Here is a 25,205-nt window from a genome sequence, read left to right on the forward strand (position 1 = left end):
CGCGGTGCGTTCCGCGTCGAGGTGCTCCTCGGTGGCCGTTGGAGGGGGACTGGGCCGGGGTCGTGTGGGGGTTGGGCCGGTCGGGGTAGGTGGTGCGGGGTGGGGTGGGGGAAGTTGGGGTGGGTGGTGTGTGGAGGTCTGTACCTGGGGGTATGGGCGGGGTAGCTTCCTGTTCCGGGCGCGCACCTGTACTCACGAGAAGTCAGGAGAGCGGTATGCCTTGGGTACGTGGACTTGTCGTCGTCGGGTTGGCGGCGGGGTTGGGGTTGGCCGGGCCGGTGGTGGTTGCCGGGGCCGGGGATCGTGCGGGGGTCGGGGTCGCGCAGGACGTTCCGTTGCGTGATCTGGCCGCTGAGCGTGGGGTGCGCATCGGGAGCGCCGCCACGGTCGAGGAGCTGCGGGACGGTGAGTACGCGGCGGTGTCCGCGCGGGAGTTCGACATGCTCACGCCGGGCAATGACATGAAGTGGGATGCGACCGAGCCGGCGCGTGGTGTGTTCAGTTTCGAGCGGGGGGACGCCGTCGTGGAGGCGGCGAGGGCGGCGGGGCAGCAGGTTCGTGGCCACACGTTGGTGTGGCACAGCCAGTTGCCGGGGTGGTTGACCGAGGGGGACTTCTCGGCGGTGGAGTTGGACGGGATCATGCGTCATCACATCGCGGAGGTCGCTGGTCACTACCGGGGTGAGGTGTATGCGTGGGATGTGGTGAACGAGCCGTTCAACGAGGATGGTTCGTTGCGGGACACGTTGTGGACCAGGGCGTTCGGTGTGGATTACGTGGCGACGGCGTTGCGGGCGGCGCGGGAGGCTGATCCGGGGGCCAAGTTGTACGTCAATGACTACAACGTGGAGGGGCTGAACGCGAAGAGTGATGCGTTGTACGAGTTGGCTCGGGATCTGGTGGCGGCGGGGGTGCCGTTGGACGGGGTGGGTCTTCAGGGGCATCTGATCGTGGGGGCGGTGCCGGGTGGGATCCGGGAGAACATCGAGCGGTTCGCGGCGTTGGGGTTGGATGTGGCGATCACGGAGCTGGATGTTCGGATGGGGTTGCCGGTGACGGCGGAGAAGTTGGCCACGCAGGCGGAGGACTACCGTGCGGTGGTGGAGGCCTGCCTGGCGGTGTCGCGGTGTGTGAGTGTGACGACGTGGGGTTTCACGGATCGGTATTCGTGGATCCCGGACCACTTCCCGGGGGAGGGGGCGGCGTTGCTCTTCGATGAGGATCTGCGGCCCAAGCCCGCCTATGACGCGGTGCACCAGGCGTTCGGTGGTGGTGGAGCGCCGGTGGAGGGTTGTCGTGTGGGTTATCGGGTGACGAACAGCTGGTCGACGGGGTTCAGTGGTGAGGTCGTGGTGACGAACGTGTCGGGTCGGCCGGTGAGCGGGTGGATCCTGGAGTGGGATTTCCCTTCCGGGCAGCGGATTGATCACGGGTGGAACGCGGTGTTCTCGCAGGAGGGCACGGCGGTTCGCGCGAGGGATGAGGGGTGGAACGCGACGATCGGGGTGGGAGGTTCGGTCACGGTCGGGTTCACTGCGCGTCATGCCGGGTCCAATGAGGCTCCGGTGTCGTTCCGGTTGAATTCGGCGGGGTGTGACGGCTGAGTTCGTTGGGGTGCCGGCGGGGTGCGGTGTGGTGGCCGTGCCCCGCCGTCGTGTTGTGCGGGGTGTTCGGGTTCCGGGTGGTGGGGGTTGGGGGATCTTGTTGTGTTGGGTGCGGGGAAAGGCTCGACGGGACACCCTGGTGTGGCGCGTTTCCGCGTCGAGCGGGAGCGGTGCGCGGCGTGTCGGTGAGTGGCGTGGCGGGGGCTGAGTGTGGGAGGCGGTTGTGGTGGTGTCGTTGTTCGAGGTCGGCGGGTATGTCGGGTGGGTGTGGGCGTTTGCTCGGGGTGGGGGTGGAGTTGTTCGCGGGGGGTGCGCGCCTTGTGTGTGTGGGGCGGGAACGGGGCGGGAAGTCGACGGGGTGGCCGGGTGGGCGGGTGTGGGCCGGCCGGATGTCGGCAGTTGCGGGTGGATGGGGTGGTGTGGCGTGCTTCTGGTCTGGCGGAGGCGTGTTCCGCTGGTATCGCGGTGCGTCGTCCGGGGCCGCGCCGGTGATCCGCGGTCGCGGAGGACGTGTTCATGGGTGGTTCGCGGGCGTGGGGTTGTTCGATTGGCTGGGGGTGGATCTGGATCCGTGGCGGCCGGTGGGGGCTGTCGATCGCGGATCAGCGGTGTGTCGAGATCGCGCGGGCTCTGTCGTGGGATGCGCGGGTGATCGTGATGGACGATGCGATGTCGGCGTTGACTGAGGGGGGTGGTGTTCGGTCCTGCGGGTGGAGGTGACCGAACTGCCGTGGGGGGTCGGCGTCGCCGGTAAGGAGCCGGCCGGGTTCGAGGCCCGGGGGAGTGCCTTGCGGGGCTGTCGGGATGCGGCGGTGGGCCGGGTCGGGGTGTCCCGGCCGTCGGCACCCGCGTCGGTGTGCTGGGGGTGTGGGGGTGTGGGGCTGGGCGGCCGGGTGGCGGTCAGGATGCGGATCGCGCCGGTTGGGGGGTGGTGGTGTTCGCCGTGCCGGTCCCGGCGGGGGAGGGGTGGTCGGGCAGGGGCGCGAACCGGCGGAGTCGTGCGCTGTTGAGCACGACGAACACCGAGCTGAAGGCCATCGCCGCGCCGGCGAGCATGGGGTTGAGCAGTCCGGCGGCGGCCAGGGGGAGCGCGGCGACGTTGTAGGCGAACGCCCAGAACAGGTTGCCCCGGATGGTGCCCAGGGTGCGGCGGGACAGCCGCACGGCTTCGGCGGCGGCGCGCAGGTCGCCGCGCATCAGGGTCAGGTCGCTGGCGGCGATGGCGGCGTCGGTTCCGGTGCCCATCGCCAGGCCGAGGTCGGCCTGGGCCAGCGCGGCGGCGTCGTTCACGCCGTCGCCGACCATGGCCACTACGCGGCCCTCCTGCTGGAGCCGGCGGACGACGTCGACCTTGTCCTGGGGGAGGACCTCGGCGATGACCTCGGTGATGCCGACGTCGTGGGCGACGGCGGTGGCGACGGTCCTGTTGTCCCCGGTGAGCAGGACCGGGGACAGTCCGAGGCGGCGGAGGCGTTGGACGGCTTGGGCGGAGGTGGGGCGTACCGCGTCGGCGACGACCAGCAGTCCTCGGGCCTGCCCGTCCCAGGCGACGGCGACGACGGTGCCGCCGCGTGCTTCGGCGTGGTCTCGGGCCGAGGCGAGTTCGGTGGGTAGCTGGTGGCCGTGGTCGGTGAGGAGGGCGGGGCGGCCGACGAGGACGGTGTGGCCCTCGACGTGGCCGGACACTCCGAGGCCGGGGGTGGTGTGGAAGTCCGTGACGGCGGGTGGTGCGCCGAGTTCGTCGGTGGCGGACGTGGCCACGGCGCGGGCGATGGGGTGTTCCGAGGCGTGTTCCACGGCCGCGGCCCTGCGCAGGACGGTGTGGCGGGTTTCGCCTTCGGCGGGGATCACCTCGCGCAGCGTCATCTGGCCGGTGGTGACGGTGCCGGTCTTGTCGAGCACGACGGTGTCGACGCGGCGGGTGGACTCCAGTACCTCGGGGCCTCGGATGAGGATGCCCAGTTGGGCGCCTCGGCCCGTGCCGACCATCAGGGCCATCGGGGTGGCCAGGCCCAGGGCGCAGGGGCAGGCGATGATCAGGACGGCGACGGCGGCGGTGAACGCGGCGGCCGCGCCGGCGTCGGCTCCCAGCCAGAACCCGAGGGTGCCGGCGGCCAGCAGCAGGACCAGGGGGACGAAGACGGCGGAGATGCGGTCGGCGAGCCGTTGCGCGGCTGCCTTGCCGTTCTGCGCCTGTTCGACCAGTCGGGCCATCTGGGCGAGTTGGGTGTGGGCGCCGACGTGGGTGGCGCGGACGACGAGGCGGCCGCCGGAGTTGATGGTGGCGCCCACGACGGTGTCGCCGGGGCCGACCTCGACGGGCACTGATTCGCCGGTGAGCAGGGAGGCGTCGATCGCCGAGGAGCCGTCGAGGACGGTGCCGTCGGTGGCGATCTTCTCCCCGGGGCGGACCAGGAACTCGTCGCCGACGGTGAGGTCGTCGATGGGTATCCGTCGTTCCTGGCCGTGGTGCAGGACGGTGACCTCACGGGCGCCCATCTCCAGCAGGGCCCGCAGGGCTTGTCCGGCGCGGCGTTTGGACCGGGCTTCCAGGTAGCGGCCGGCCAGGATGAAGGTGGTGACGCCGGCGGCGGCCTCGAGGTAGATGTGGGCGGCGCCGTCGCCGCGGGTGATGGTGAGTTCGAAGGGGTGGGTGAGGCCGGGTGTGCCGGCCGTGCCCAGGAACAGCGCGTACACGGACCAGCCCAGGGCGGCGAGGGTGCCCAGGGAGATGAGGGTGTCCATGGTGGCGGTGGCGTGTCGGAGGTTGAGCCAGGCCGCCCGGTGGAAGGGCCAGGCCCCGTAGGCCACGACCGGGGCGGCCAGGGTCAGGGAGAGCCATTGCCAGTAGGTGAACTGGAGGGCGGGGACCATCGCCATGGCGATGACCGGGATCGACAGCAGCAGGGAGATCAGGAGGCGGTGCCGCAGGGGGGTGAGGGGGTCGGTGGGGTCGTCGCCGCGTTGGGTGTCGGTGGTGGCGGGGGGTGCGGGGAGGGTCGCGGTGTAGCCGGCGCGTTCGACCTGGTCGATGAGGTCCTGGGGGCGCAGGGTCGCGGGGTGGGTGATGCGGGCGCGTTCGGTGGCGTAGTTGACGGTGGCGACGACGCCGTCGAGCTTGTTCAGCCGGCGTTCGATCCGGGCGGCGCAGGAGGCGCAGGTCATGCCGCCGATGTCGAGTTCGAGGTCGCCGGTCGTGGTGGGTGGGGTGTTGGTGGTCATCGTGGTGGTCCTCTTCCTGCGGCCTGCGGGGTGCCGGTCAGTGCCGGGGGTGGCCGTCGTGGGGTGACGGGCTGGTGGCCGGCGGGTGCTCGGCGTGGTCGGGTGGGGCGCCGAGGGTGTGGCCGAGGCCGAGGCCACCGGCGAAGACCAGGGCGGTCGCGGCGGCGAAGGCGGCCAGCCGCAGGGGTGGGGGCAGGGCGCGGGAGGGGGTGGTTGGGGTGGTCATGGTGGGTCTCCACGGGTGCGGGTGCTCGCGGTCGCCCACCGACTATACCCCCTGGGGGTATCAGGGGTCGGGGCGTACGGCGGCGGGCCCGGTGCGTTGGCACCGGGCCCGCCGAGGGTGATCAGGTCAGGGAGGCGGGATCATCCCCGCCGTGACCGGGGGTCGCGGTGTGTGGGTCACACCGGCGGGTGGGCGTTGGCCAGCAGCTCCTGGAACTGGGCGGAGAACCAGTGGCCGGAGATCGGCGCGTCACCCAGGGCACCGGAGGGGTTGTGGTTGTTGCGCGGGTTGCCCTCGTAGGTGGGGTCGCACATCCGGTCGAAGCTCTTGCCCTCGTCGTTGGGGATCTCCTCGCTGGAGCCGTCGGACTCGCCCGGGGGCTTCATCCAGACGTAGGCGTCGATGCCCGGCTCGGGCGCGGTGGTCGGGCGCTCGCCGAGGCCGGCGCCGGCCTGGTTGCACCAGTTGCCGATGTGGATGCGGCGGTCGTAGCGGCCGCCTTCGACGTAGGCTTCGGCGCTGGTCTGCGGCCCGGGGCCGGTGGGCCGGTTCGGGCCGCCCCACCCGTTGCGAGAGGTGTCGATGAGCATGCCGATTCCCGGGTCGAAACCGGCCTGCACGAGGCGCTCGCGGAATCCCTGGGCGAAGGACAGCTCGTCGACGTAGTTGTTCCAGTCGATCCAGCTGGACTCGCCCCGGATCTGCTGGCCGTTGACCACGTCGGTGATGCTGAAGTTCTCCTCCACCAACGCGCTGTAGTTGGAAGTGTTGGCGATGAAGCCGTGCACGTCGGCGGGGGTGGCGCCGTTGGCGTTGGCGGCCTCGAAGAACAGGTCGGCGGAGGGGCCGAAGTTGTCCTCCCAGCCGATCCAGCCGTGGTGGCCGGCGTCGATGTAGTTGTAGACGTTGGGGATCGCGCCGAGCTGGGCGAGCGCGTAGCCCACGCCGTCGACGTAGCCGCCGTTGGCCTTCATCACGTCACACTCGGGTGTGGCGGTCGGGCGCGGGGTGACGTTGGTGATCAGGTTGGGCAGCGAGTCGATCTCGATCGTGGTGACGATGCGCAGGTCGGCGTAGGCCGGGTCCGAGAGGATCTCGGCGATCGGGTCGATGAACTCGGACTGGTAGCGCGGCAGGTCGTTCGGGCCGAGTTCGCCGCTGGAGGCCACGGCCGCGCAGTCCCGCCCGGGCAGGTTGTAGATGACGACCTGGAAGACGAAGTCCTGCCCGTTGGCCTGGCTGACCGCCTCGTCGAGGTGCTCGCGCAGTCCCATCTTCCCCTCCGGTCCCTCGATGGCCGCGATGCGGTCCATCCAGACACCGGTGGGTTGGTCGGCGACGGCGCTGCCGCCCGGTTCGGCGGCGGCGTTGGCCGACCACTCCGGGTTCACGTAGACGTCCGCGCCGACGTAGGGGTTGTCCACCCTGGCCTGTTGCGGGCTGGCGTCGTCGGCACCGGCCGCTCCGCCGGTCACGAACAGGCCCGACGTGAGTGCGAGCGCGGATGCCGCGGTGAGTCCGCGGCGGAGGCGCGAGCCGCGCGCCCCCCGTGCCGAGTCAGTCTTCATGTGGGCTCCTTCGTCGTTCCCTCATGACGTCCTTGTCCGAGTTCTGGGAGCGCTCCCATGAGAGGGACTGTACCAATGGGGTAACACTCTGAAAAGAGTCGTTCACCATTCGGTGCCGATATTTCTGGTGCCACGATCGACGGCCCCAGGGGATTCCCCCGGATGCGGGGTGGTGGCACCTCCGAATCGGGGAACCCGCACACCTGATTCTGACCGATGGGCCTGTGACCTGCGGAGGCGTCCACCGGTACGTCGATTCTCGCTTCCGCCGCCGACGACTGGACCGGCCTGGTACGGATCCGGCGGAAAACGCTTCGGAATGGGTGGAGCACGCGGTTCTCTTCCGTTCGCGGGAGCGCCGGTGGCATTCGCCGGACCCGTTCTGACTCCGACCGCCCCCGGCGGGAGTGCGGTGGTTGGCCTCCGGCGCGGGCCGCCGATCGGCCCCACTCGCGGGCCGGGCGTTCCTGGCCAGCGCGAAGGGCCCGCGCCCGCGTCGCGGGGGCGGGACTCCCCCCGGTGGTGTTCCCTCCCCGCCTGCCTGCTCCTGTCGCGCACCTCGGCTCCCCAGGCGGTGGTCCGGTTGGACCTCGTACCTCGCGCCGGGGGACCGAGTCGAACCGAACGCCCGGTCTCCTGAACTCTGGGAACGCTCCCACGGCCCGGGAGGGTGGGCGAGCGCCCTCCGAGGCGTCCCGGGTGCCCGACGGCGCCTCCTCCTCGGCGCGCGCCCGACCGGTGATGACCGGCGGGGCGCGCCGAGGACGTTCTCGGGGATGCCCGGCCAGTGGGCCGCTCGGGCACCGACACGGCCGGGGGCACGCGGACGCGGCCGCCCCGTGGGAAGCCTCCCGAGGGCCACGCTTCGGGCGCGGCACCGGGGCCGGGGAGGGTGGGGGCAGCGGAGCCGGGCAGCGTCCCCGCTCCTCAGTCGAGCGGCCCGGACCTCGGGAGCCACACCCGCATCGACACCGGCCCCCGGTTGCCCCACTGGTGGTAGGGGACGAGCCGCACCCGGTGCGGCCGCACCGACCGGGGGGCCGGGCTGCCGCCGTAGGGCCAGGACTCCGCCGCCGGGGAGGTGCGATGGCCCGCCACCGACAGCTCCACCACCCCGCCCCGCGCGTGCTCGACCGGATCGACCGAGGTGTCCACGCTGATCTCGGCCAGGGGCGGTTCGTCGCCCGGGGACTCGGCGCAGTACACCAGCGGCCCGCGTTCGACGGCGACGCAGTCACGCACCGCGTCGATCCGCCGGTCCGGCCAGGACCAGCGGGGGGTCATCGGCAGTTCCAGGCGCAGCTCGTCGCCCGGCCGCCACCTCCGGTCCACCGTCGCCAGCCCGGGGGCCGCCCGCACCACGCCCTCGGGGTGGAACACCGAGGCGCCGTCGGCCCACACCGGGACCCGCAGGGAGACCCGACAGGTCTCCCTCGGGGCGTCCACGACCCGGACCAGCACCGTTCCCGACTCCGGGTAGTCGGTCCGCACGCTCAGCCGCAGCCGGGACCCGTCGACCAGGCGGGTGTCGATCTCGGCGGAGGCGAACTGGTGCAGCTGCACTCCCCGGCGGTCCCGGGTCGCGAGGTACCCGGGGAGGGCGCCCAGCGTGCGGGCGATGTTCGGCGGGCAGCAGGAGGTGCTGAACCAGGGGGCGCGCAGGGCGCTGCCGCCCCACCAGCTGACCTCGTCGGCTCCGGCCGGCACACCCGGGGTGCGCACCTGGAGGGGGTTGACGTAGAAGAAGGACCGGCCGTCGGAGGCCAGGGAGGTCGCCACCACGTTGTACAGGGTCCGTTCGGCCAGTTCGGCGTAGCGGGGGTGGCCGGTGGCCAGCAGCAACCGCCAGCACAGCATCACTGAGGCGATGCCCGCGCAGGTCTCGGCGTAGGCCCGGTCGGGCGGCAGTTCGAAGTCCTCACCGAAGGCCTCGTCCCGGTGGCGGGAGCCCATGCCGCCGGTGAGGTAGGTGCGGCGGGCCACGGTCCGTTCCCACTGCGCCTCCACGGCCGCCAGCAGCGCGGTGTCACCGGTCTCCACGGCCACGTCGACCGCTCCGCATGCCAGGTAGAGCTGGCGGACGGCGTGGCCCCGGAAGGCGGGTGCGGTGCGGACGGGCTGGTCGTCCTGGAAGTAGGCGCGGCCGTGTTCGCTGTCGCCCAGCGCCGGGCGGCCTCGGCGTTCGACGAACCGGCGGGCCATCTCCAGGTACCGTTCCTCCCCGGTGAGGCGGCACAGTTCCACCAGGGCCATCTCGATCTCGGGGTGCCCGCACACCTGGTCGCCCTCCAGGAAGCGGGCGCACACGTGGTCGGCGGCGCGTCGGCCCACCTCCACCAGGAGGTCGTCGCCGTGGCGGCGGGCCCGGGCCACGCTCGCCTGGATCAGGTGGCCGGCGCAGTAGAGCTCGTGGCCCCACTCCAGGTTCTGGTATCGGCGACCCGACCAGCGGGTGTTGAGGTAGCCGTCGTCGTGCTGGGCCCGGGCCAGCAGGGGCGTGATCCGCTCGACCAGGGCGTCGTCGCCGTGCCAGGAGGCGGCTTCGAGGAGTTTGTGGACCTCGGAGTCGGCGAAGTCGGGGCCGCGGTGGCCTCCGTCGCGGAAGTTGTCGATCCAGCCGAGGGTGGTCATGCGTTCGGCGCAGTGCGGGAGCGTCACCTGGGCGCTGAGCGCCCTGCGGTGGGCCCAGAACCCGGAAGTGAGCTGGACCTCGTTCAGTCCGAGTGGGGTGAGCACTCCGGAGGAGGGCAGCACGGGACTGGTCATGGTCTCTCCCCGGCTCGAGTGGTCGGCAGGACTCCACCCTGGCCGGTGGCCGGTGTCGTGCCGAGTGGCTGGGCCTCGCTTGGCCTGATCCAGCCGAGGGGGTGCGGTGCCGGCTCTCCTCGGTCGGGCACCCGGTCCTGGGTGGGGGCCGAGGGGCGCCGGCACCGCGTCGGGCCCTAGCCGAGGGTCGCCCGGATCTCGTCGAGGCCCGGGAACCGGTCGGCGATGGAGTTCGGCACGAAGTCACCGACCCAGCCCTGCTCGTCGTGGAAGAAGCGGATGGACACGTAGTCGGGGGTCGTGCCCATGTCGAACCAGTGCGTGGTGTTGGCGGGCACGCTGAGCAGGTCGCCGGCCTCGCACAGCACGGCGTGGACGCGGTGGCCGACGTGGAGGTAGAAGACCCCCGACCCGCGGGCGAAGAAGCGGTCCTCGTCGTCGTCGTGGGTGTGTTCGGACCGGAACCGGGCGCGGGCCTCCTCGGCGCGGCGTCGCCAGTCGGGGGTGTCGGTGGGGGTCATGTGCATGGCGTCGACGTGCACGTAGCCCTCGGTGGAGATGACCTCCTCGATCTGGTCGCGGTAGGCGGCCAGGACCTGCGCGGAGGTGGGTTCCTCGGGGAGGCCCGGCACCACCTCCCAGCGGTCGAAGCGGACTCCCAGTTCGGCCAGGACCCGGCGGATCTCGGTCGGGTCCTCGGTGCGCAGCAGCACCGCGTCGGGTCCCTGTTCGGGCCACACGGTCAGCAGTGTCATCGTCGTGCCCTCCTCGTCAGCGGGTCCGGTTGGTCACCGAGGTCGAGGTCGGCGGCCAGGACGAACCGCAACAGCCACTCCAGGCACTCCGCGCGGTGGCGGGCCTGGACGAGGTCCGTTCCCCACACGTACAGGCCGTGGCGGGCGACCAGCAAGGCGGGGGTGGCGGGGTCGAAGCGGTCCTCGAAGGCGTCGCCGAGCACGCGCATGTCCTGGCTGTTGGGGACGACCGGGACGGTGACCAGGTCGTCGTGTGCCTGGCGGCCGAATCCCTTGAGCATCTCCAGGTCGCGCAGTGCCACCCCGGCGGGCCAGCGTTCGGCGGCCAGGACGGCGGCCAGGACGTGGATGTGGACCACGGCGCCGGCGCCGGCGACCCGGGCGATGCGGGCGTGGAGGCCGGCTTCGGCGGAGGGGCGGGGGACCGGTTCGGGTTGGTCGGGGGTGGCGTGGCCGTGTTCGTCGACGATGACGACGTCGTGGGGGGTCAGTTCGCCCTTGTCCAGGCCGCTGGCGGTGACGGCCAGCCGCAGCGGGTGGCGTCCCAGGGTGACCGAGAGGTTGCCGGAGGTGCCGCGCATCCAGCCGAGGTCGGCGTAGCGGGCGGCCTCGGCGGCCAGGGCGGTGCCCGCGGCGTCCCGGTCCTCGGTGGCCGTGGGGGTGGGTGCGGGGTCAGTCATCGGCTCGCTCGATCGTCACGTCGTCGAAGGTGGTGACGACCGGGTGGGCGCCGAAGTCGGCGTCGGCGAAGGGTTCGCCGGGGCGGGCCAGTCCCACGGTGTGCCAGCCGTCCGCGGCGGCGCCGTCGAGTTCGGCGGGCACGTCGGAGAGGAACACCAGGTGCGCGGGGTCGGGGGAGCCGAGCGCGGCGCGGATGGCGGCGTAGGAGGTGGGGACGCGTTTGGGGCCGGCGTTGACGGTGTCGAAGTGGTGGTCGAACAGTTCCCGCAGGTCTCCTTCGGTGGTGTGGGAGAAGGAGGCGATCTGGCCGGCGACCGAGCCGGAGGAGAACACGGCCAGGTCCAGTCCGGCGGTCTTCCAGGCCCGGAGTTGGGGGACGACGTCGGGGAAGTAGGTGGAGATGAGTTCCCGGTGGGTGTAGCCGTGTTCCCAGATCAGGCCCTGGAGTGCCTTGAGCGGGCTGGCCTTGCGGTCGGCGTCCATCCAGGAGTGCAGGACGGAGACGACGTCCTCGGTGGAGGCGTCGGCGGCCAGTCCGGCGTCCTCCTTGATCTCGGCGACGGCGGCGGTGACCCGGTCGTCGTCGGGGTGCTCGTCGATCCAGGGGCCCAGGCGGGGGCGGGCGTAGTCGTAGAGGACCACGTGGACCTGGCTGGTGGCGGTCAGGGTTCCCTCGATGTCCACCACCACCCACCGGGCGGTCAGGGTGTCGGTCACGGGGTTGCCTCCTCATCGGGGGCCGGCGCGGGGTCCGGCCGGGTGTCGTCGTGGTAGTCGGCCAGGTGGGCCGGGTCGAAGGGGCCCCGGTCGGTCACCACGGTGCGCACGAACCGGGGTGGGGTGATGTCGAAGGCCGGGTAGTGGCCGCGGACCCGGGAGCTGGCGGTGCGGCGGCCCAGGGTGTGCAGGACCTCGGTGCCGTCCCGGTGTTCGATGGGGACGTCGGCGGCGGTGGGGGCGGCCGGGTCGGGGGCCTGGACCTGCGCGAGGAACGGCACGGCGTAGGCGTGGGCGGCGGTGGCCAGTTGCAGGGTGCCGACCTTGTTGATGACGTGGCCGTCCATGGTGACCCGGTCGGCGGCGGTGACCAGGTGGGTGACCTGGCCGGTGGCGATGACGGAGGCGCCCATCCCGTCGGTGATGAGGGTGGTGTCGACCCCCATCTCCGCGAGGGTCTCGGCGGTCAGGCGGGCGCCCTGGAGGTAGGGGCGGGTCTCGGTGCAGTAGTAGCGGACCCGTTTGCCGTGGCGGCCCAGGGCGGCGACGGTGTCCACCAGGTAGAGGTCGGCCCAGCAGTGGGTGAGGACCGAGGCGCCGTCGGGCAGCAGGGCGGCGGTGTGTTCGCCGAGGGCGCGGCTGCGGTCCCGGTAGCGGCGGTCGCCGGCCCTGGCTCCGGTGAGGGCGGCCTCGACCAGGGCCGATCCGGTGGGTGTTCCCGCCCGGTCGACCTCGGTCACCACGGCGCGGACCGCGGTGGCGAGGTGGTTGTTGGTGGCCCGGGCGGCGATGATGCGCGCCCCCGCGGCGGTCAGGTCGGCCCGGGCGGCGGCGGGGTCCCGGTGGTGGTGGGCGGCGCGGGCGGCCAGGACCATCGCCCCCAGGGCGGCGAAGTAGGGGCCGGAGGACTGGGTGACCATGTCCTCGATGGCGCGGGCGACCTCCTCGACGGTGCCGCAGCGGACCCAGCGGAGGTCGAAGGGGAAGCACCGGCGGTCCAGGATCAGCACGGTGTCGCCGTCGAGGCGGACGCTGTCGGCGAGGACGGGCAGGACCTCGGGGTCGGGGACGGTGCCCGGCGGGCGGGGTGGGGTGCCCGTGGGTTCGGGCAGGCCGGGGGGTTCCGGCGGCGGTGTGGCTGTCATCACCCGTTCCTCAGCTGTATCCGGTGACCGGCGGGTAGTGGCCGGTCAGCAGGTGCCGGCCGATCTCGGCGGCCTTGTACTTGACCGGGTCGTGCAAGGTGATGGTCCTGGCGTTGCGCCAGAACCGGTCGAGGCCGTACCGGTTGGCGGTGGCCCGCGCCCCGGTGAGCTCGAACACCTCGGTGGTGACGGCGTTGACGACCTCGGTGCTGACGACCTTGGCCTGGGAGATCCGCAGCGCGGCCCGGCCGCGCGTGGCGGCGTCCAGGGCCTGCCCGGCGGCGGCGGCCGCGTCGAAGGCCTCGGCGGCGGTGTCGACCAGGCAGGCGGCGGCCTCGATGCGGGCGGTGAGGCCGCCGTAGCCGGCGAGGACGTGCGGGTCGTCCACGGCGCGTTCCACGCCGGAGGCCGACCAGGCCCGGGTGCGTTCGGTGGTGTACCCGGCGGCCGTGGTCAGGGCGCCGTGGGCGATGCCGACGTGGAGCTGGCTGAGCAGCAGCTGGAATCCCAGGGGGGCCAGGGACTGGCGGTGCGCGGCGCCGCCGTCCTCCTCCGGTTGGGCGCCGAGGACGTCGTCGGGGTGGACGAGGACGTCGCGGAACTCGACGCCGCCGCTGGCGGAGAGGCGTTGCCCGAGGTTGTCCCAGTCGCCGAGGTAGTGGATGCCAGGGTCGGCGGCGTCGGTCACGAAGGTCAGCTTGCGTCCGCTGGTGTCCTCGGTGCCGCTGACCACGAGCCGGTCGGCGACGCTGGCCCCGGTGGCGAAGGACTTGCGCCCGGTGACCCGCCACCCGCGCCCGGTGGGGGTGAGGGCCAGGGCCGCGTCGCGGGGGTTGCTGACCCCCGCCCAGAACAGCCGGTCCTCGGCGGTGTTCCGTTCCAGTCGTGCGGTGAGGTCGGGCCGGTCGAACAGCCGGGTGCGCCACAGTTGGAACCAGTGGTAGCCGAGCAGGTGACCCACCGAGGCGTCGGCGGCGGCGATCCGCCGCAGCACCTGGTGGGCCAACGGCCACTGGTGGCCGGCGCCGCCCGCCTCGGCCGGGACCAGCAGCGCCAGCAGGCCGGCGTCCCGCAGCAACGCGACCTCCCGGCGCGGGTGTTCGTTGGCCTGTTCCCGCTCCACGGCGTCGCCGGCCAAGGTGCGCGCGACCTCGTCGGCGACCGCCAGCCAGTGGGTGGCCGCGGGCTCCGCGCCCGGGTGGTCCTCGCCCGTCATGCCCGGTCCTCCTCGACGTCGAGGCTGACCAGCGCGTCCAGGGCCACCGCGACGGAGGCCCGGACGGCCTCGGTCACCACGGCCCGGTGCGGCGAGTAGCGGGTGGGGTCGGCGTTGTCCTGGGAGGCGTTGCCGTCGATGACCAGGGCGCCGCCGGCGGTGAACCCGCGCAGGGCGGCGAAGACCAGCAGGGTGGACAGCTCCATCTCGATGGCGATGACCCGGGCCGCCTGGTACTGGCGGACGGGGAGTTCGAGCACTCCCGGGGAGAACGCGGCCCGTGTCCAGACCAGTCCCCGGTGATGGCGCAGGCGGTGTTCGCGGGCCGCCGCGGTCAGGGCCAGCACCGCCTCGGGGGTGGCGAACGAGGGGTACTCGGCGGGCACCAGTTGCGGGGTGACGCCGTCGTCGCGGACCGCGGCCTCGGCCACCACCAGGTCACCGTCGCCGACGGTGTCGGTGAGCGATCCGGCGGTGCCCAGCCGCAGGTAGGTGCGCACCCCGGCGGCGGCGAGCTCGGTGAACAGGCACAGCGCGCCGGGGCCGCCGACGCCGTGGGAGGAGACGACGAGGTCGGTGCCGCGCCACCGGCCCCGGTAGCTGCGGTACTCCCGGTTCTCCCCGAGGAGTTGGGCGTCGTCGAGCTGGGCGGCGACGGCGTCGGCGCGGGCGGGGTCGCCGACGACCAGGGCCCGGGTGGGCAGGCCCTCGCGGGGGATCTTCGTGATGGGGAGGATGACCGTCATCGGTCCACCGCACCTTCCACGGGGTCGCGCCGGCGCAGCCGCCGGCTGGAGACGAACAGGGCGATCAGGGTGACGACGTAGGGGGCCGCGTCGGTGGCCTGTTGCGGCAGCCCCAGGCCCTGCAACCGGAAACCGAGGGCCTCGGCGAGCCCGAACAGCAGCGCGGCGAGGAACACCCCGACCGGTGCCGCCGCCCCCAGCATCACCGCGACCACCGCGATCCACCCCCGGCCGGCGGTCATATTCTCGGCGAAGAGCGTGACGTTGCCCAGGGCCAGTTGCGCTCCGCCCAGGCCGCACAGGCCGCCGCCGGCCACGACCACCAGGTACCGCTGGCGGGTCACCCGCACGCCGAGGCTGGCCGCGGCCGCCGGGTTCTCCCCCAGGCCGCGCAGCCGCAGCCCCCACCGGCACCGGTAGAGCAGGACGGCGGTCACGGCCACCGCCAGCCAGGAGACGTAGACCAGGGGGGAGTGTCCGGAGAGGACGGGGCCGAGCAGGGGGATCTCCTCGACCAGGGGCAGCCGCACCCGGTCGAGGCCGCGCAGCTCGGGGTCGCTGAAGCTGCCCTGGGCGCCGAAGACGGTCCGCAGCAGGAACGCGGTGAGGCCGACGGCCAGCAGGTTCATCGCCACCGAGATCACGATGGCGTCGCCGCCCAACGACACCGATCCCACCGCCAACACCAGGGAGAACGCGGCCGAGGCGGCCACGGCCAGCGCCACGCCCAGCCAGGGGTTGCCGGTGAACCAGCTGCCCGCCACCCCGGCGAAGCAGCCCACGAGCATCGTCCCCTCCAGGGAGATGTTGAAGATCCCGGCCCGCTGGCACAACGCCCCGGCCAGGGCGGCGAACAGGATCGGGGTCAGCGCGCGCAGCGCCGCCGAGAACAACGCGGGGTCGATGGTCACCGGGGCCCTCCCTTGCCGCGCAGCAGGCCCGTGGAGGTGGCCAGCACGATGATGACCAGGGCCTGCACGATGGCGGTGAGTTCGCGCGGCGCCTGGGTGATCCGTTCCATCTCGAACGCGCCGCTGGTCAGCGCGGCGAAGAAGAACGCCGCGACGGCGGTGCCGACGGGGTGGGCGGCGGCCAGCAACGCGGCCATCAGCCCGATCCACGTGTACTGGGGGCTGATCAGCGCCCCGTCGATGAAGCGGAACGGGAACCCCAACACCAGGATGGCGCCCACCAGGCCGGCGATGCCCCCGGAGGCGGCCAGGACCCGCACGGTCAGGCGCGGCCGGTCGATGCCGGCGTAGGAGGCGAACCGGGCGCCGAGCCCGGTCATCCGCACCTCGTACCCGGCGGGGGTGCGGCGGTCCACCACGGTGTAGGCGGCGACCACGGCCAGGACGGCGACCAGGCCGACCGAGATCTGCCCGGCGCCGAGGGTGGGCAGGGCCACCCCGGCGGGCAGCCGTTCGCTCTGCGGGAGGCTGGAGCCGGGGTCGGCGAGGGGGAACCGGACCAGGTAGGAGGCGAAGGAGATCGCCGGGTAGGACAGCAGCAGGGAGCTCACCAGCAGGGGCACCCCGAGGTGGCTGTCGCACAGCGCGGCCAGCGCCGCGTAGGACGCCCCGGCCAGCGTTCCCACCAGCAGGGCCGCGACCACGGTCAGGGGTGCTGGCAGTGGGCTGAACAGGCCGGTGACCAGGGCGCCGACGGCTCCGAGTACCAGCTGGCCCTCGCCGCCGAGGTTGACCATGCCGGCGCGCAGGGGGATCGCGAGCGCGGTGGCCATGCCCAGCACCGGCAGGACGTAGCTGAGGGTGTCGGGGAGGTTGTCCGGTCCGAACGCCCCGGTGGCCAGGGCGGCGTAGGCGGTCAGCGGGTTGGTTCCCGTGCCGGCCAGGACGAGGGTGCCCACGACGACGCCGGTCAGGATGGCCAGGGCGACCACCCCGCCTCGGGTGCGGAGCAGGCGGGACGGGCGGGCGGTGCCGGCCGGTGGTGTGGCCTCGGCGGTGCGGCTGGTCATCCGGCCTCCCCGGCCATGGCGAGTCCGATGCGGTGTTCGGTGGCCTCGTCCCTGTCCCACTCGGCCACGACGCGCCCGTCGTAGCAGACCAGGACCCGGTCGGAGAGACCGCGGATCTCGCTGAGTTCGGCCGAGACCAGCAGCACCGCGTGGCCGGCGTCCCGGTAGGCCACCAGTTCGGCGTGGATGGCCTGCACGGCCCCGATGTCCACGCCCCGGGTCGGTTGCTCGGCGACCAGCAGCGGGGCCTGGTGCGCCAGTTCGCGGCCCAGGACGGCCTTCTGCTGGTTGCCCCCGGACAGCGCGGCGATCGGGGTGCGCGTGTCGGGGGTGCGCACCCGGAACCGGTCGATGATCCGGCGGGCGTGGCGGGTCAGGGCGGTGGGGGAGAGGAACCCGAACCGGCCGAGGAGCGGGCCGCGGTGGAACCCCGCCGCCAGGTTGTCGGCGAGTGAGGCCTGCCCGGCGGCCCCCACCTCGCCCCGGTCCTCGGGCAGGTAGGCCAGGCCCCGGCGGCGCCGGTCGGCCACCGGGGCATGGGTGATCTCCTCGCCCCGCAACCGCACGACGCCCGACCGTGCGCGGCGCAGACCCACCACGGCGGCCACCAGCTCGGCCTGCCCGTTGCCGGCGACACCGGCGATACCCACGATCTCCCCGGCGCGCACGGTGAACGTCGCGGCGTCCACCGCTGGTTTGGTGCCCCGGCCGGACACGGTGAGCTCCCGCACCTCCAGCACGGGTTCGCCGGGGGTCCCCGGGGGGTGCACCACGTCCAGGTCGAGGTCGCGGCCGGTCATGGCGGCGGCCAGGTCACCGGCGGTGGTCTCCTCGGTACGCAGGACCGTGGTGCGTCGGCCGTCGCGCAGCACCGTCACCCGGTGGCTGACCGCGAGCACCTCGCCGAGTTTGTGGGTGACCAGCAGCACCGCGCGGCCTTCGGCGGCCAGGCCTCGCAGGACGGTGAAGAGCCGGTCGGCCTCGCCGGGGGTGAGCACCGCCGTCGGTTCGTCGAGGATGAGCACGCGGGCGCCCCGGTGGAGCAGTTTGAGGATCTCCACCCGTTGCCGCACCCCGACGGGCAGGTCGCGCACCAGGGCGTCGGGGTCGAGGTCCAGGCCGTAGCGGCGCACCAGGTCGGCCACCGCCCGGCGGGCGGCGGCGCGGTCGACCACGCCGAACCGGTGGAGGGGTTCCGCGCCGTAGACGACGTTCTCGGCCACGGTCAGGCCGGGGAAGAGCATGAAGTGCTGGTGGACCATGCCGATGCCCGCCGCGATCGCGTCGGCGGGGCTGGCCAGCCGGGTGGGGGCGCCGAACAGGTCGAGGGTGCCGGTGTCGGGGCGGCGCGCCCCGTAGAGCACGGAGGCCAGGGTGGACTTGCCGGCTCCGTTCTCCCCCATCAGCGCGTGGATCTCGCCGGCGGCGAGGTCCAGGTCGACGCTGTCGTTGGCCAGTACGCCGGGGTAGCGGACCGTGATGCCCCGCAGTCGCACGACCGGGCGCGGCGTGGTGTGGTTCGTCCCGTTGTCGGTGTTGGTCACCGGTGTTCGGCCTTTCCCGCCGTCGTGGCCGCTCAGGCGGCGGGGTCGGTGACGACGGTGTCGCCGGCGACGATCTCGTCGTGCAGCTGGCGGACCTGTTCGACGACCTCGGGGTGCTCGGCGATGACGCAGCCGGACTCGTCGACGTCGTCGAGGAGCCCGTTCAGGGACACGCCCTCCTCGGCCAGGCCGTAGGAGCGGTTCCCGCCGGTGTCGCCGGCCAGGATGGCCTCGATGCCGTCGGCGATGACCACGTCGGTGCGTTTGACGACGTTGTCGACCACCTGGCCGGGGCTGGCCGGGCACTGGTTGGAGTCGACGCCGAAGGCGTGGATGCCGTGGTCGGCGGCGGCCTCGAAGACGCCGAGGTTCCCGGCGGCCGAGGCGGCGCCCATGACGTGGTCCACTCCGGAGCCGGCGAGGGTCGCGGCGAGTTCCTTGGCGCGGGCCGGGTCGTTGAAGGGGTTCTGGCCGCCGATGAACAACTGGGTGAACTCGACGTCGGGGTTGGTGCGGGCGGCGCCGTCGGCGAAGGGGAGGGAGAACCGGTGGAACTGGGGGGAGTCCAGGACGACGACGGCGCCGACCCTGTCGGTCTGGGTGAGCAGGCCCGCCTGCGCCCCGGCGAGGTAGGCGGCCTCGTGTTCGCGGAAGGTGGCGCAGGTGACGTTGGGGAAGGGGTCCTCGGTGCAGGAGTCCACGAAGAGGAACTGCTGGTCGGGGTTCCGTTCGGCTTCCTGGGCGAGGACGTCGGCGAAGTTGAAGCCGACGGCGACGACGACGTCGGGTTGGTCGCGGACGGCGGCGGCGACGTTGTGCTGGAGGGAGGCGGGGTCGGTGCTCTCGAAGGTGCGGTGGCTGCCACGGTGCTGGTCGGCGGCCTCCTCGACGCCCCGCACCGACAGGGTGAGGAAGTCGTTGACCCCGACCGGGTTGGGGGTGACCAGGACGAAGGACGGTCCGTCCTCGGAGGAGCCCGCCGAGTCGGTGGACGCCGCGTTGCAGCCCACCGCGGTGAGCGAGGTGACGACGGCGAGCGTGGCGAGGCGCAGCGGACGAGACATCACGGTCCTTCGTGCCGTGACGGCGCCACCCCAGCGGGTTCCGACACCGTCGGTGAGCAGGTACATCACTCGAATGGGGGAAGGCTAGTCGGCTGTGCCAGGATCTGGGAAGAACTCGGCGGCGAAGGCCACGACCTTCCCAGGGAATGGGACGACGGGGGTGCGGTCGGGGTCGGCGACGCTCACCTCCCGGGCGTCGGCGCCGGGTCCACCAGGATGTCCGCGCCCTCGGCCAGGTCGTAGATGGCGATCTGGCCCCGCTCGGCGCCCGCCGCCACCGCGGCGTCCCGGTCGAGGTGGCGTTCGGAGACCTCGATGACCAGCCGCCCGGTCTCCGGGTTGACCCACCCGCCCAGGTAGGCATCCGTCCGCTCCGCGAAGAAGGACCGGTTCTCCAGCAGGTAGTCCTCCACCCGCCGCCGCAGTTCCCCGGTCCGCCCCAGCACCCACCCGGGCAGCTCCACCACGGGAGCGTCCCCGAAGGACACCATGTACCCCTCGGTCGGCACGGCACCGTCGAGCCCGATGCTGAACCCGGTGTCCGCCGCCGCCGCGGCCAGTGCCCGCCCGCGCCCCTGCCTGTTCTCCTCGGCGCAGACCGCCACCAGGAACTCGTCGGTGGGCTCCGGGCGGCTCGGGCAACCGCCCCCCGCCTCCGCCGACGGCTCCGACGCTGAGGGGACCGGGCCGGGACTCGGGGCCGCGGCCGGCTCCCGCGCACCCCGGCCTCCCCACACCAGGGCGCCGATCGTGACGGCGACGAGCACCACCGCGACGGCGGTGGCCACGCCCCACCGCCCGCGCCGCCGGCTCGGCGCGTCCTCGTGCGGGGCCCCCCGCGCCGCACCGCGTGCCCCACCCTCGTCCCGCCCAGCTCCCATCGACCACGTCTCCCGATCGCGGTGGACCCGGACGTCCACACCCTGCCCGCGATCTCACCCGATCGAACCCGTTGGAGCTCACGCTGATCGTCCCCTCGTCCCAGCCAGCGAGACAGCCGGCGGAGGAGTGCCACCCGAACGGGGGACCCCGCTCGGCTGGACGACCCCGGCGTGGCCACTAGAGGAGCCGGGGCGGTCCCGGCACCGCCCTCGGATTCGTCCACCCCGAGCCCACCGAGCACAGTGGAGCCGGCCGGCGACGCGCCGCTCGGGGCCGGGCCCACCACCACGGGAGGAGGCGAAGGCCCCACGGCGGGGCGAACACACCCCGGGGGGCGCGGCCGCTTCGCGCACCCCCAGCGCCCGCACCGGCCAGGTCACAGCAGCACGGGCAACTCCGCCAGGCCTCCGGCGACCACGTCCCGTTCCACCCGCAACCGCGCGGGGTCCACCGCCAGGCGCATCCCCGGGAACCGGGCGAGCAGCCGGGTGAAGAGCACCCGCAGCTCCACCCGGGCCAGCGGCGCCCCCGCGCAGTAGCGGGAACCGTGCCCGAACGACAGGTGCGGCGCGTCGCGGCGACCCACATCGAACCGGTCGGGTGCCGCGTACACCGAGACGTCGTGGTTGGCCGCTCCGGTATCCAGCAGCAACAGGTCCCCGGCCCGCACCACCACCTCGCCCACCCGCAGGTCCGCCCGGGCGTACCGGGACACGCCGTCCCCGCCCTTGTCCATGCCGCGCAGCATCTCCTCGACCGCGCCGGGCATCCGGTCCGGCCGGGCCCGCAGCTCCTCCCGCTGGCCGGCGTCGGTGAGCAGCAGCACGGCCCCGATCCCGATCGCCATCACCGCGGCCTCGCCCCCGAAGAGCAGCAGCACGCAGGCCCGTGCCGCGTCCTCGTCGGTCACCCCGTCCCGGGCGAGCAGGCGGGAGACGACGTCCTCCCCCGGCGTCCGCCGTTTCACCGCCACCAGCCGCCGGCAGTACTCGAACAGCTCCGCCATCCCCCGCCGGGACCGCTCGGCGTCCCGCAGGTCGGCCATCGCCCGGGCGTGACCGCGGAATCGGTCCCGGTCGGCGTCGGGCACGCCGATCAGCGCGCAGATGACGGCCGTGGGCAGCCACGCCGCCACGAGCCGCGCGAAATCCACCGGGCCCGGGCCCGCCGCGGCGAGCCGGTCCAGGCACTCCTCGACCAGGGCCTCGACGCGCGGGGTGAACGGTCGGAGCCGGGCGGGGGAGAGGTGGGGTTGGATCAGCGTCCGCAACCGCGCGTGGTCGGAGTCCTCGCTGGCGAACTCGCCCATCGGACCGCCCTGCAACGCCGCGTCCCCGGAGCGGGCCGCGCGGGCCGGATCGGGGTGGGACCGGCCCACCCGGGGATCGTCGAGCAGCGCGCGCACCTCGGTGTAGCCGGTCACCAACCACGCGTCGTCGCCGACGGCGGTGCGGATGCGGTGGATGGGCCCGGTGGCCTGCAACTCGCGCAGCCCGGGAGCCACGTGCAGGGGACAGCGTTGCTCGAACGACAGCTGGACAGGGGCGGCCACGGCGCCCTCCTTCGGCAGTGACGACGGACGGAAGGGACGAGAACCGGTGAGGCACCGGGACGAGACGGGCACACACCGTCGCCAACGCGGGACGATCCGGGCACACCCCGTGATCAGGATAGCGGTGCGTGACCGTGTCGGTGCGCTGGGTTCATCACCCGGTCCCTGGGGGAGGGGCGCACGGACCGTCAGGGGCGCCCCGCCCTGGCACCCGAGCGGTGTCCCGTGGTCGGATCGGGTTCCCGCCGACTCCCCGGAAAGGAGCAGCGGCCCCGGCCGCCCACCGCGATGAGCACTCCCGCCTACCCTCCCGCCGACGAGATCGCGCCACCCCGCCGCGAACCCCGAGCCCTCCCGCGGCTCGCCGAGGGCCTCGTGGGCGACGGCACCGTCCTGGTCGCCGTCGACGACGACCCCACCGGCGCCCAAACCGTCCACGACGTGCCCCTCGTCACGGCCTGGTCGGACCGCGAACTGCGCTGGGGGCTACGGCACGCCCGAACCCGCGGCCTGCTCTTCGTGCTCACCAACTCCCGTTCCCTGGACCCCGACGCGGCCCACCGGGTGGCCACCGAGGTCGCCACCACCCTCGCCAGGGCGGCGACCAGCGTCGGCGTGACCGTCCGACTGCTCAGCCGCGGCGACTCCACGCTGCGGGGCCACTACCCGGTCGAGACCGACGCGCTCGCCGCCGCCTGGCGGCGGGCCACCGGCGAAGCCACCGACGCCGTCGTCCTGTGCCCCGCCTACCACGAGGCCGGCCGGGTCACCGTCGGAGGCCAGCACCTGGTCCGCGTGGAGGGGGTGTGGACCCCGGCCGAGCGCACCGAGTTCTCCCGCGACGCCACCTTCGGCTTCACCGCCGGGGACCTGCCCGGGTGGGTGGCCGAGCGCAGCGGCGGCCGGATCAGCCCGGCGGAGGTCACCGTCGTCGACCTCGCCACCATCCGCCAGGGGGGAGTGGCCGGGGTGGTCGCGCTCCTGGACCGCCGGCTGTCCGACCGGAGCCCCTCGTCCCCACCGGCCGTGGTCGCCCTCGACGCCGCCGCCGCCGAGGACATGGAGGTCACCGCGCTGGCCCTGGCCGAACTGGAACGGGCCGGGCACCGGTTCCTGTACCGCACCGGCCCGGCCTACGTCCGGGTGCGGGCCGGACTGCCCTCAGCGGCCCCCCTCCAGCCCGCCCCCGTCCCACGCGAGAGCGGGGTGCTCGTGGTCGTGGGCTCGCACACCGCGCTCACCACCGCCCAGACCGCCGCGCTGCGCGCGGCCCGTCCGCTGGTGGACGTCACGCTCCCGGTGGACACCCTGCTCACCGCCCCGGACGACGTGGTGGACGAGGCCGCCCGCCGGGTCGTGGGCGCGTTGCGGCGCGGTGACGACGTCCTCCTGGAAACCTCCCGAGCCCTGCGCCGCGGCGTCGACGCCGCCGACAGCCTGCGCATCGCCCGGGTCGTCTCCCGGGCCCTGGTCTCCGTCGTCCGCGCGGTGCGGCGGGAGTGCCCGCCCTCCTGCGTGGTCGCCAAGGGCGGCATCACCTCCCACGAGGTCGCCGTGCACGGCCTCGGGGTCCGACGCGCCCGCGTCCTGGGCTCCCTGCTGCCGGGGGCGGTCTCGCTGTGGCAACCACTCGACCTCGACGGGCGGCCCGCCGGCCCGCGCTACACCGTGTTCCCCGGCAACGTGGGGGACGAGGGTTCCCTGGTGGAGGTCGTCCACCGCGTGGCTCCACCCCCAGCCCGCGGGTAGTGGCCCCGGGCGGGACCGCCCTCGACCGGCGTCCCGCCCCCGGGCGCCGACCGCCTCGTCCGCCCGGCGGTGTCCCTCGGGTGCCGCGGTGCCGGGCCGCCGACCCGGGGTGGGCGGAGCCCCCGGCGGCCGCTCAGGCCGATTCGGGGGTGTGCTCGGCCAGCCAGGCCGCCAGGACCGCCGCCTGGCTGTGGTCGAGGTCCCGGCTGGCCGTCAGCAGTGTCACCGGAGCGGACCTGGCCAGGTCCTGGAGGTGCCCCGCGGCGTCCCGCCGCCCGGGTTCCCGCAGTTCCCGCAGGTAGCGGCGGCGGAACTCCGGGAACCGGTCGGGATCGTGGCCGTACCAGTGCCGCAACTCCGTGGAGGGAGCGACCGCCCGCAACCACTCGTCGAGGTGGGCGTCCTCGCGGCGCATTCCCCTCGGCCACACCCGGTCGACCAGCACCCGCACGCCGTCACGGAACCGGGGCTCCTCGTACACCCGCCGATAACCGATGTGTGACATTCCTCCGCTCCCGTCACCGTCGCCGGGCTCGGTCCGGGTACCACCGGACCGCGCGGGCCCGCCCCACGCGGGGCCCTCACCCGCCAGGATTGCCCGGGCCCGGCCCGGGAAACCCGTCGACGCCGCCGGGCCGCGCGGAGGCGGGCGGGGTCCTCGGCCGGGAAGGCGGAGCGAGGCCGGTCGGGGACGGACGGCCAGGCCCGCCCCGCCGCCGGTGCTGGTCGGCGCGCGCGGACGCGTGACGTCCTGGTCGTGCTCGTCGTCGGATGATCGGCCGCCTCGGCCTGCCCTGCGGGTCCGCCAGGGGACCCGGTGCTGGCGGTCAGTCCGCGTCGGCGGGGAAGACCTCCCCGGTCCACCGGGACAACCAGGCCGGCCCGGACGTCGGATCAGCGGTCACGCCCTGGTCCTGGGCCGCGCCCACCACCAGGCCCGGCTGCGGCTCCGGGTCCGGCTCGGACTCCACGACGTCGGCGACCACGCAGGTGATGTTGTCCGGTCCGCCGCCCCGGTTCGCCAGGTCGATCAGCTGCCGGATGGCCTCCTGGCGGTCCTCGACCGTGCTGAGCACCTCGTGCACCGTCTCGGCGCTCACCACGGCCGTCAGCCCGTCGGAGCACAGCAGGTAGCGGTCGCCCACCTGCGCGTCGTGGGAGGACAGGTCCGGGTCGGCCGAGCCGTGGCTCTGCAACGCCCGCATCACCACCGAGCGGCGCGGGTGGTCGGCGGCTTCCTCGGGGGTCAGCCGCCCCTCGTCCAGCAGGCTCTGGATCATGGTGTGGTCACGGGTGATCTGGTAGAGCACCCCGCCCCGCAGCAGGTAGCCCCGGGAGTCCCCCACGTGCGCCAGCGCGAGGCGGGAGCCGTCCCACATCAGCGCGGTCAGCGTGGTCCCCATCCCCGCCAGGTCCTCGTCCCGCTGGGCGAGCTCGGTCAGCCGCTCGGCGGCGGAGCTCACCCCACCGGCCAGCAGGTCCAGGGCACGGCCCCGATCCGGATCGGAGGCGGCGAGGGAACCGTCGAGCTCGACGAGGGTGGCCACCACCACCGAGCTCGCGACCTCGCCGTGCGCGTGCCCACCCATCCCGTCGGCCACCGCCAGCAGGCGAGGACTCGCGTACGCCGAGTCCTGGTTCACCGCCCGCCGTTGGCCAACATCGGAGCCCGCGGCGTACCGCAACAGCAGGGGCTTCGTGTGCATCATGGAGGCAGTAAATCACTGGTTGATCGTGTTCACAAGCGAGTAGGTTGTGGACGGTGAACGTAGTGTGAACTAGGGTGG

The 25,205-nt window shown here is 73.6% G+C and carries 20 protein-coding genes; 2 read left to right on the top strand and 18 right to left on the bottom strand.

The genetic code is table 11. The features are described 5' to 3' along the window. Positions 1 to 215: 215 nt before the first annotated feature. A complete protein-coding gene (locus tag ACOJVX_RS12920; RefSeq protein WP_418154096.1) occupies positions 216 to 1,604 on the top strand; it encodes an endo-1,4-beta-xylanase in 1,389 nt (462 codons plus the stop codon). A gap of 900 nt (positions 1,605 to 2,504) precedes the next feature. Here ACOJVX_RS12920 and ACOJVX_RS12925 read toward each other — a convergent pair. From ACOJVX_RS12925 to ACOJVX_RS13000, 16 genes are all read right to left on the bottom strand, one after another. Next, positions 2,505 to 4,826: a heavy metal translocating P-type ATPase gene (locus tag ACOJVX_RS12925; RefSeq protein ID WP_418154095.1), complete on the bottom strand. Its 2,322-nt coding sequence runs from the start codon at positions 4,824 to 4,826 to the stop codon at positions 2,505 to 2,507. 37 nt (positions 4,827 to 4,863) lie between these two features. Further along, the gene (locus ACOJVX_RS12930; RefSeq protein ID WP_026417999.1) at positions 4,864 to 5,052 is read right to left on the bottom strand and encodes a hypothetical protein; all 189 of its coding nucleotides are present in this window, start codon (positions 5,050 to 5,052) and stop codon (positions 4,864 to 4,866) included. Positions 5,053 to 5,228: 176 nt separating this feature from the next. Continuing rightward, positions 5,229 to 6,620: a glycoside hydrolase family 6 protein gene (locus tag ACOJVX_RS12935; protein WP_026418000.1), complete on the bottom strand. Its 1,392-nt coding sequence runs from the start codon at positions 6,618 to 6,620 to the stop codon at positions 5,229 to 5,231. Positions 6,621 to 7,547: 927 nt separating this feature from the next. Next, positions 7,548 to 9,386: a beta-L-arabinofuranosidase domain-containing protein gene (locus ACOJVX_RS12940; RefSeq protein ID WP_035291629.1), complete on the bottom strand. Its 1,839-nt coding sequence runs from the start codon at positions 9,384 to 9,386 to the stop codon at positions 7,548 to 7,550. A 176-nt stretch (positions 9,387 to 9,562) separates the two neighbouring features. Next, positions 9,563 to 10,141, bottom strand: coding sequence for a 1,2-dihydroxy-3-keto-5-methylthiopentene dioxygenase (locus tag ACOJVX_RS12945; RefSeq protein ID WP_026418002.1), 579 nt, complete (start codon positions 10,139 to 10,141; stop codon positions 9,563 to 9,565). Next, entirely contained in the window at positions 10,138 to 10,821 is a 684-nt protein-coding gene (gene mtnB, locus ACOJVX_RS12950; RefSeq protein ID WP_051713510.1) for a methylthioribulose 1-phosphate dehydratase, read from the bottom strand. Before mtnB ends, ACOJVX_RS12945 begins: the two co-directional genes overlap by 4 nt. Further along, complete coding sequence (gene mtnC / locus ACOJVX_RS12955; protein ID WP_026418004.1) at positions 10,814 to 11,539, bottom strand: acireductone synthase; 726 nt, start codon at positions 11,537 to 11,539, stop codon at positions 10,814 to 10,816. Before mtnC ends, mtnB begins: the two co-directional genes overlap by 8 nt. Next, a complete protein-coding gene (locus ACOJVX_RS12960) occupies positions 11,536 to 12,684 on the bottom strand; it encodes a methylthioribose-1-phosphate isomerase (protein WP_026418005.1) in 1,149 nt (382 codons plus the stop codon). Before ACOJVX_RS12960 ends, mtnC begins: the two co-directional genes overlap by 4 nt. Before the next feature lie 10 nt (positions 12,685 to 12,694). Next, the gene (locus tag ACOJVX_RS12965) at positions 12,695 to 13,900 is read right to left on the bottom strand and encodes an acyl-CoA dehydrogenase family protein (RefSeq protein WP_418154092.1); all 1,206 of its coding nucleotides are present in this window, start codon (positions 13,898 to 13,900) and stop codon (positions 12,695 to 12,697) included. Next, complete coding sequence (locus ACOJVX_RS12970) at positions 13,897 to 14,646, bottom strand: nucleoside phosphorylase (RefSeq protein WP_026418007.1); 750 nt, start codon at positions 14,644 to 14,646, stop codon at positions 13,897 to 13,899. The genes ACOJVX_RS12965 and ACOJVX_RS12970 overlap by 4 nt, the downstream gene beginning before the upstream one ends. Further along, positions 14,643 to 15,557, bottom strand: coding sequence for an ABC transporter permease (locus ACOJVX_RS12975; RefSeq protein WP_026418008.1), 915 nt, complete (start codon positions 15,555 to 15,557; stop codon positions 14,643 to 14,645). The genes ACOJVX_RS12970 and ACOJVX_RS12975 overlap by 4 nt, the downstream gene beginning before the upstream one ends. Further along, on the bottom strand, positions 15,554 to 16,627 hold the full coding sequence (locus ACOJVX_RS12980) for an ABC transporter permease (protein ID WP_418154090.1): 1,074 nt from the start codon (positions 16,625 to 16,627) through the stop codon (positions 15,554 to 15,556). Before ACOJVX_RS12980 ends, ACOJVX_RS12975 begins: the two co-directional genes overlap by 4 nt. Continuing rightward, positions 16,624 to 18,171, bottom strand: coding sequence for an ABC transporter ATP-binding protein (locus ACOJVX_RS12985; RefSeq protein ID WP_418154089.1), 1,548 nt, complete (start codon positions 18,169 to 18,171; stop codon positions 16,624 to 16,626). Before ACOJVX_RS12985 ends, ACOJVX_RS12980 begins: the two co-directional genes overlap by 4 nt. Positions 18,172 to 18,203: 32 nt before the next feature. Beyond that, positions 18,204 to 19,235 (bottom strand): BMP family ABC transporter substrate-binding protein, encoded by a 1,032-nt coding sequence (locus ACOJVX_RS12990; protein WP_030107397.1) that lies wholly within the window; start codon positions 19,233 to 19,235, stop codon positions 18,204 to 18,206. Between the two features lie 182 nt (positions 19,236 to 19,417). After that, positions 19,418 to 20,023, bottom strand: coding sequence for a hypothetical protein (locus tag ACOJVX_RS12995; RefSeq protein WP_422646776.1), 606 nt, complete (start codon positions 20,021 to 20,023; stop codon positions 19,418 to 19,420). A 470-nt stretch (positions 20,024 to 20,493) separates the two neighbouring features. Continuing rightward, the gene (locus ACOJVX_RS13000) at positions 20,494 to 21,669 is read right to left on the bottom strand and encodes a cytochrome P450 (RefSeq protein WP_051313674.1); all 1,176 of its coding nucleotides are present in this window, start codon (positions 21,667 to 21,669) and stop codon (positions 20,494 to 20,496) included. Between the two features lie 288 nt (positions 21,670 to 21,957). Between ACOJVX_RS13000 and ACOJVX_RS13005 the strand changes: the two genes are divergently transcribed. Then, positions 21,958 to 23,418 carry a four-carbon acid sugar kinase family protein gene (locus ACOJVX_RS13005; RefSeq protein WP_422646777.1) on the top strand — a complete coding sequence of 487 codons (1,461 nt, stop codon included), beginning with the start codon at positions 21,958 to 21,960 and terminating at the stop codon, positions 23,416 to 23,418. 133 nt (positions 23,419 to 23,551) lie between these two features. Here ACOJVX_RS13005 and ACOJVX_RS13010 read toward each other — a convergent pair whose 3' ends face one another. Together ACOJVX_RS13010 and ACOJVX_RS13015 are read right to left on the bottom strand one after the other, a co-directional pair. Continuing rightward, positions 23,552 to 23,923, bottom strand: coding sequence for a DUF488 domain-containing protein (locus ACOJVX_RS13010; RefSeq protein WP_026418014.1), 372 nt, complete (start codon positions 23,921 to 23,923; stop codon positions 23,552 to 23,554). 322 nt (positions 23,924 to 24,245) lie between these two features. Continuing rightward, positions 24,246 to 25,127, bottom strand: a complete 882-nt coding sequence (locus ACOJVX_RS13015; protein WP_026418015.1) for a PP2C family protein-serine/threonine phosphatase — start codon at positions 25,125 to 25,127, stop codon at positions 24,246 to 24,248. Positions 25,128 to 25,205 lie beyond the last annotated feature (78 nt).

The sequence above is a fragment of the Actinoalloteichus caeruleus genome, assembly GCF_049311605.1.
Taxonomy (GTDB): Bacteria; Actinomycetota; Actinomycetes; order Mycobacteriales; family Pseudonocardiaceae; genus Actinoalloteichus_B; species Actinoalloteichus_B caeruleus.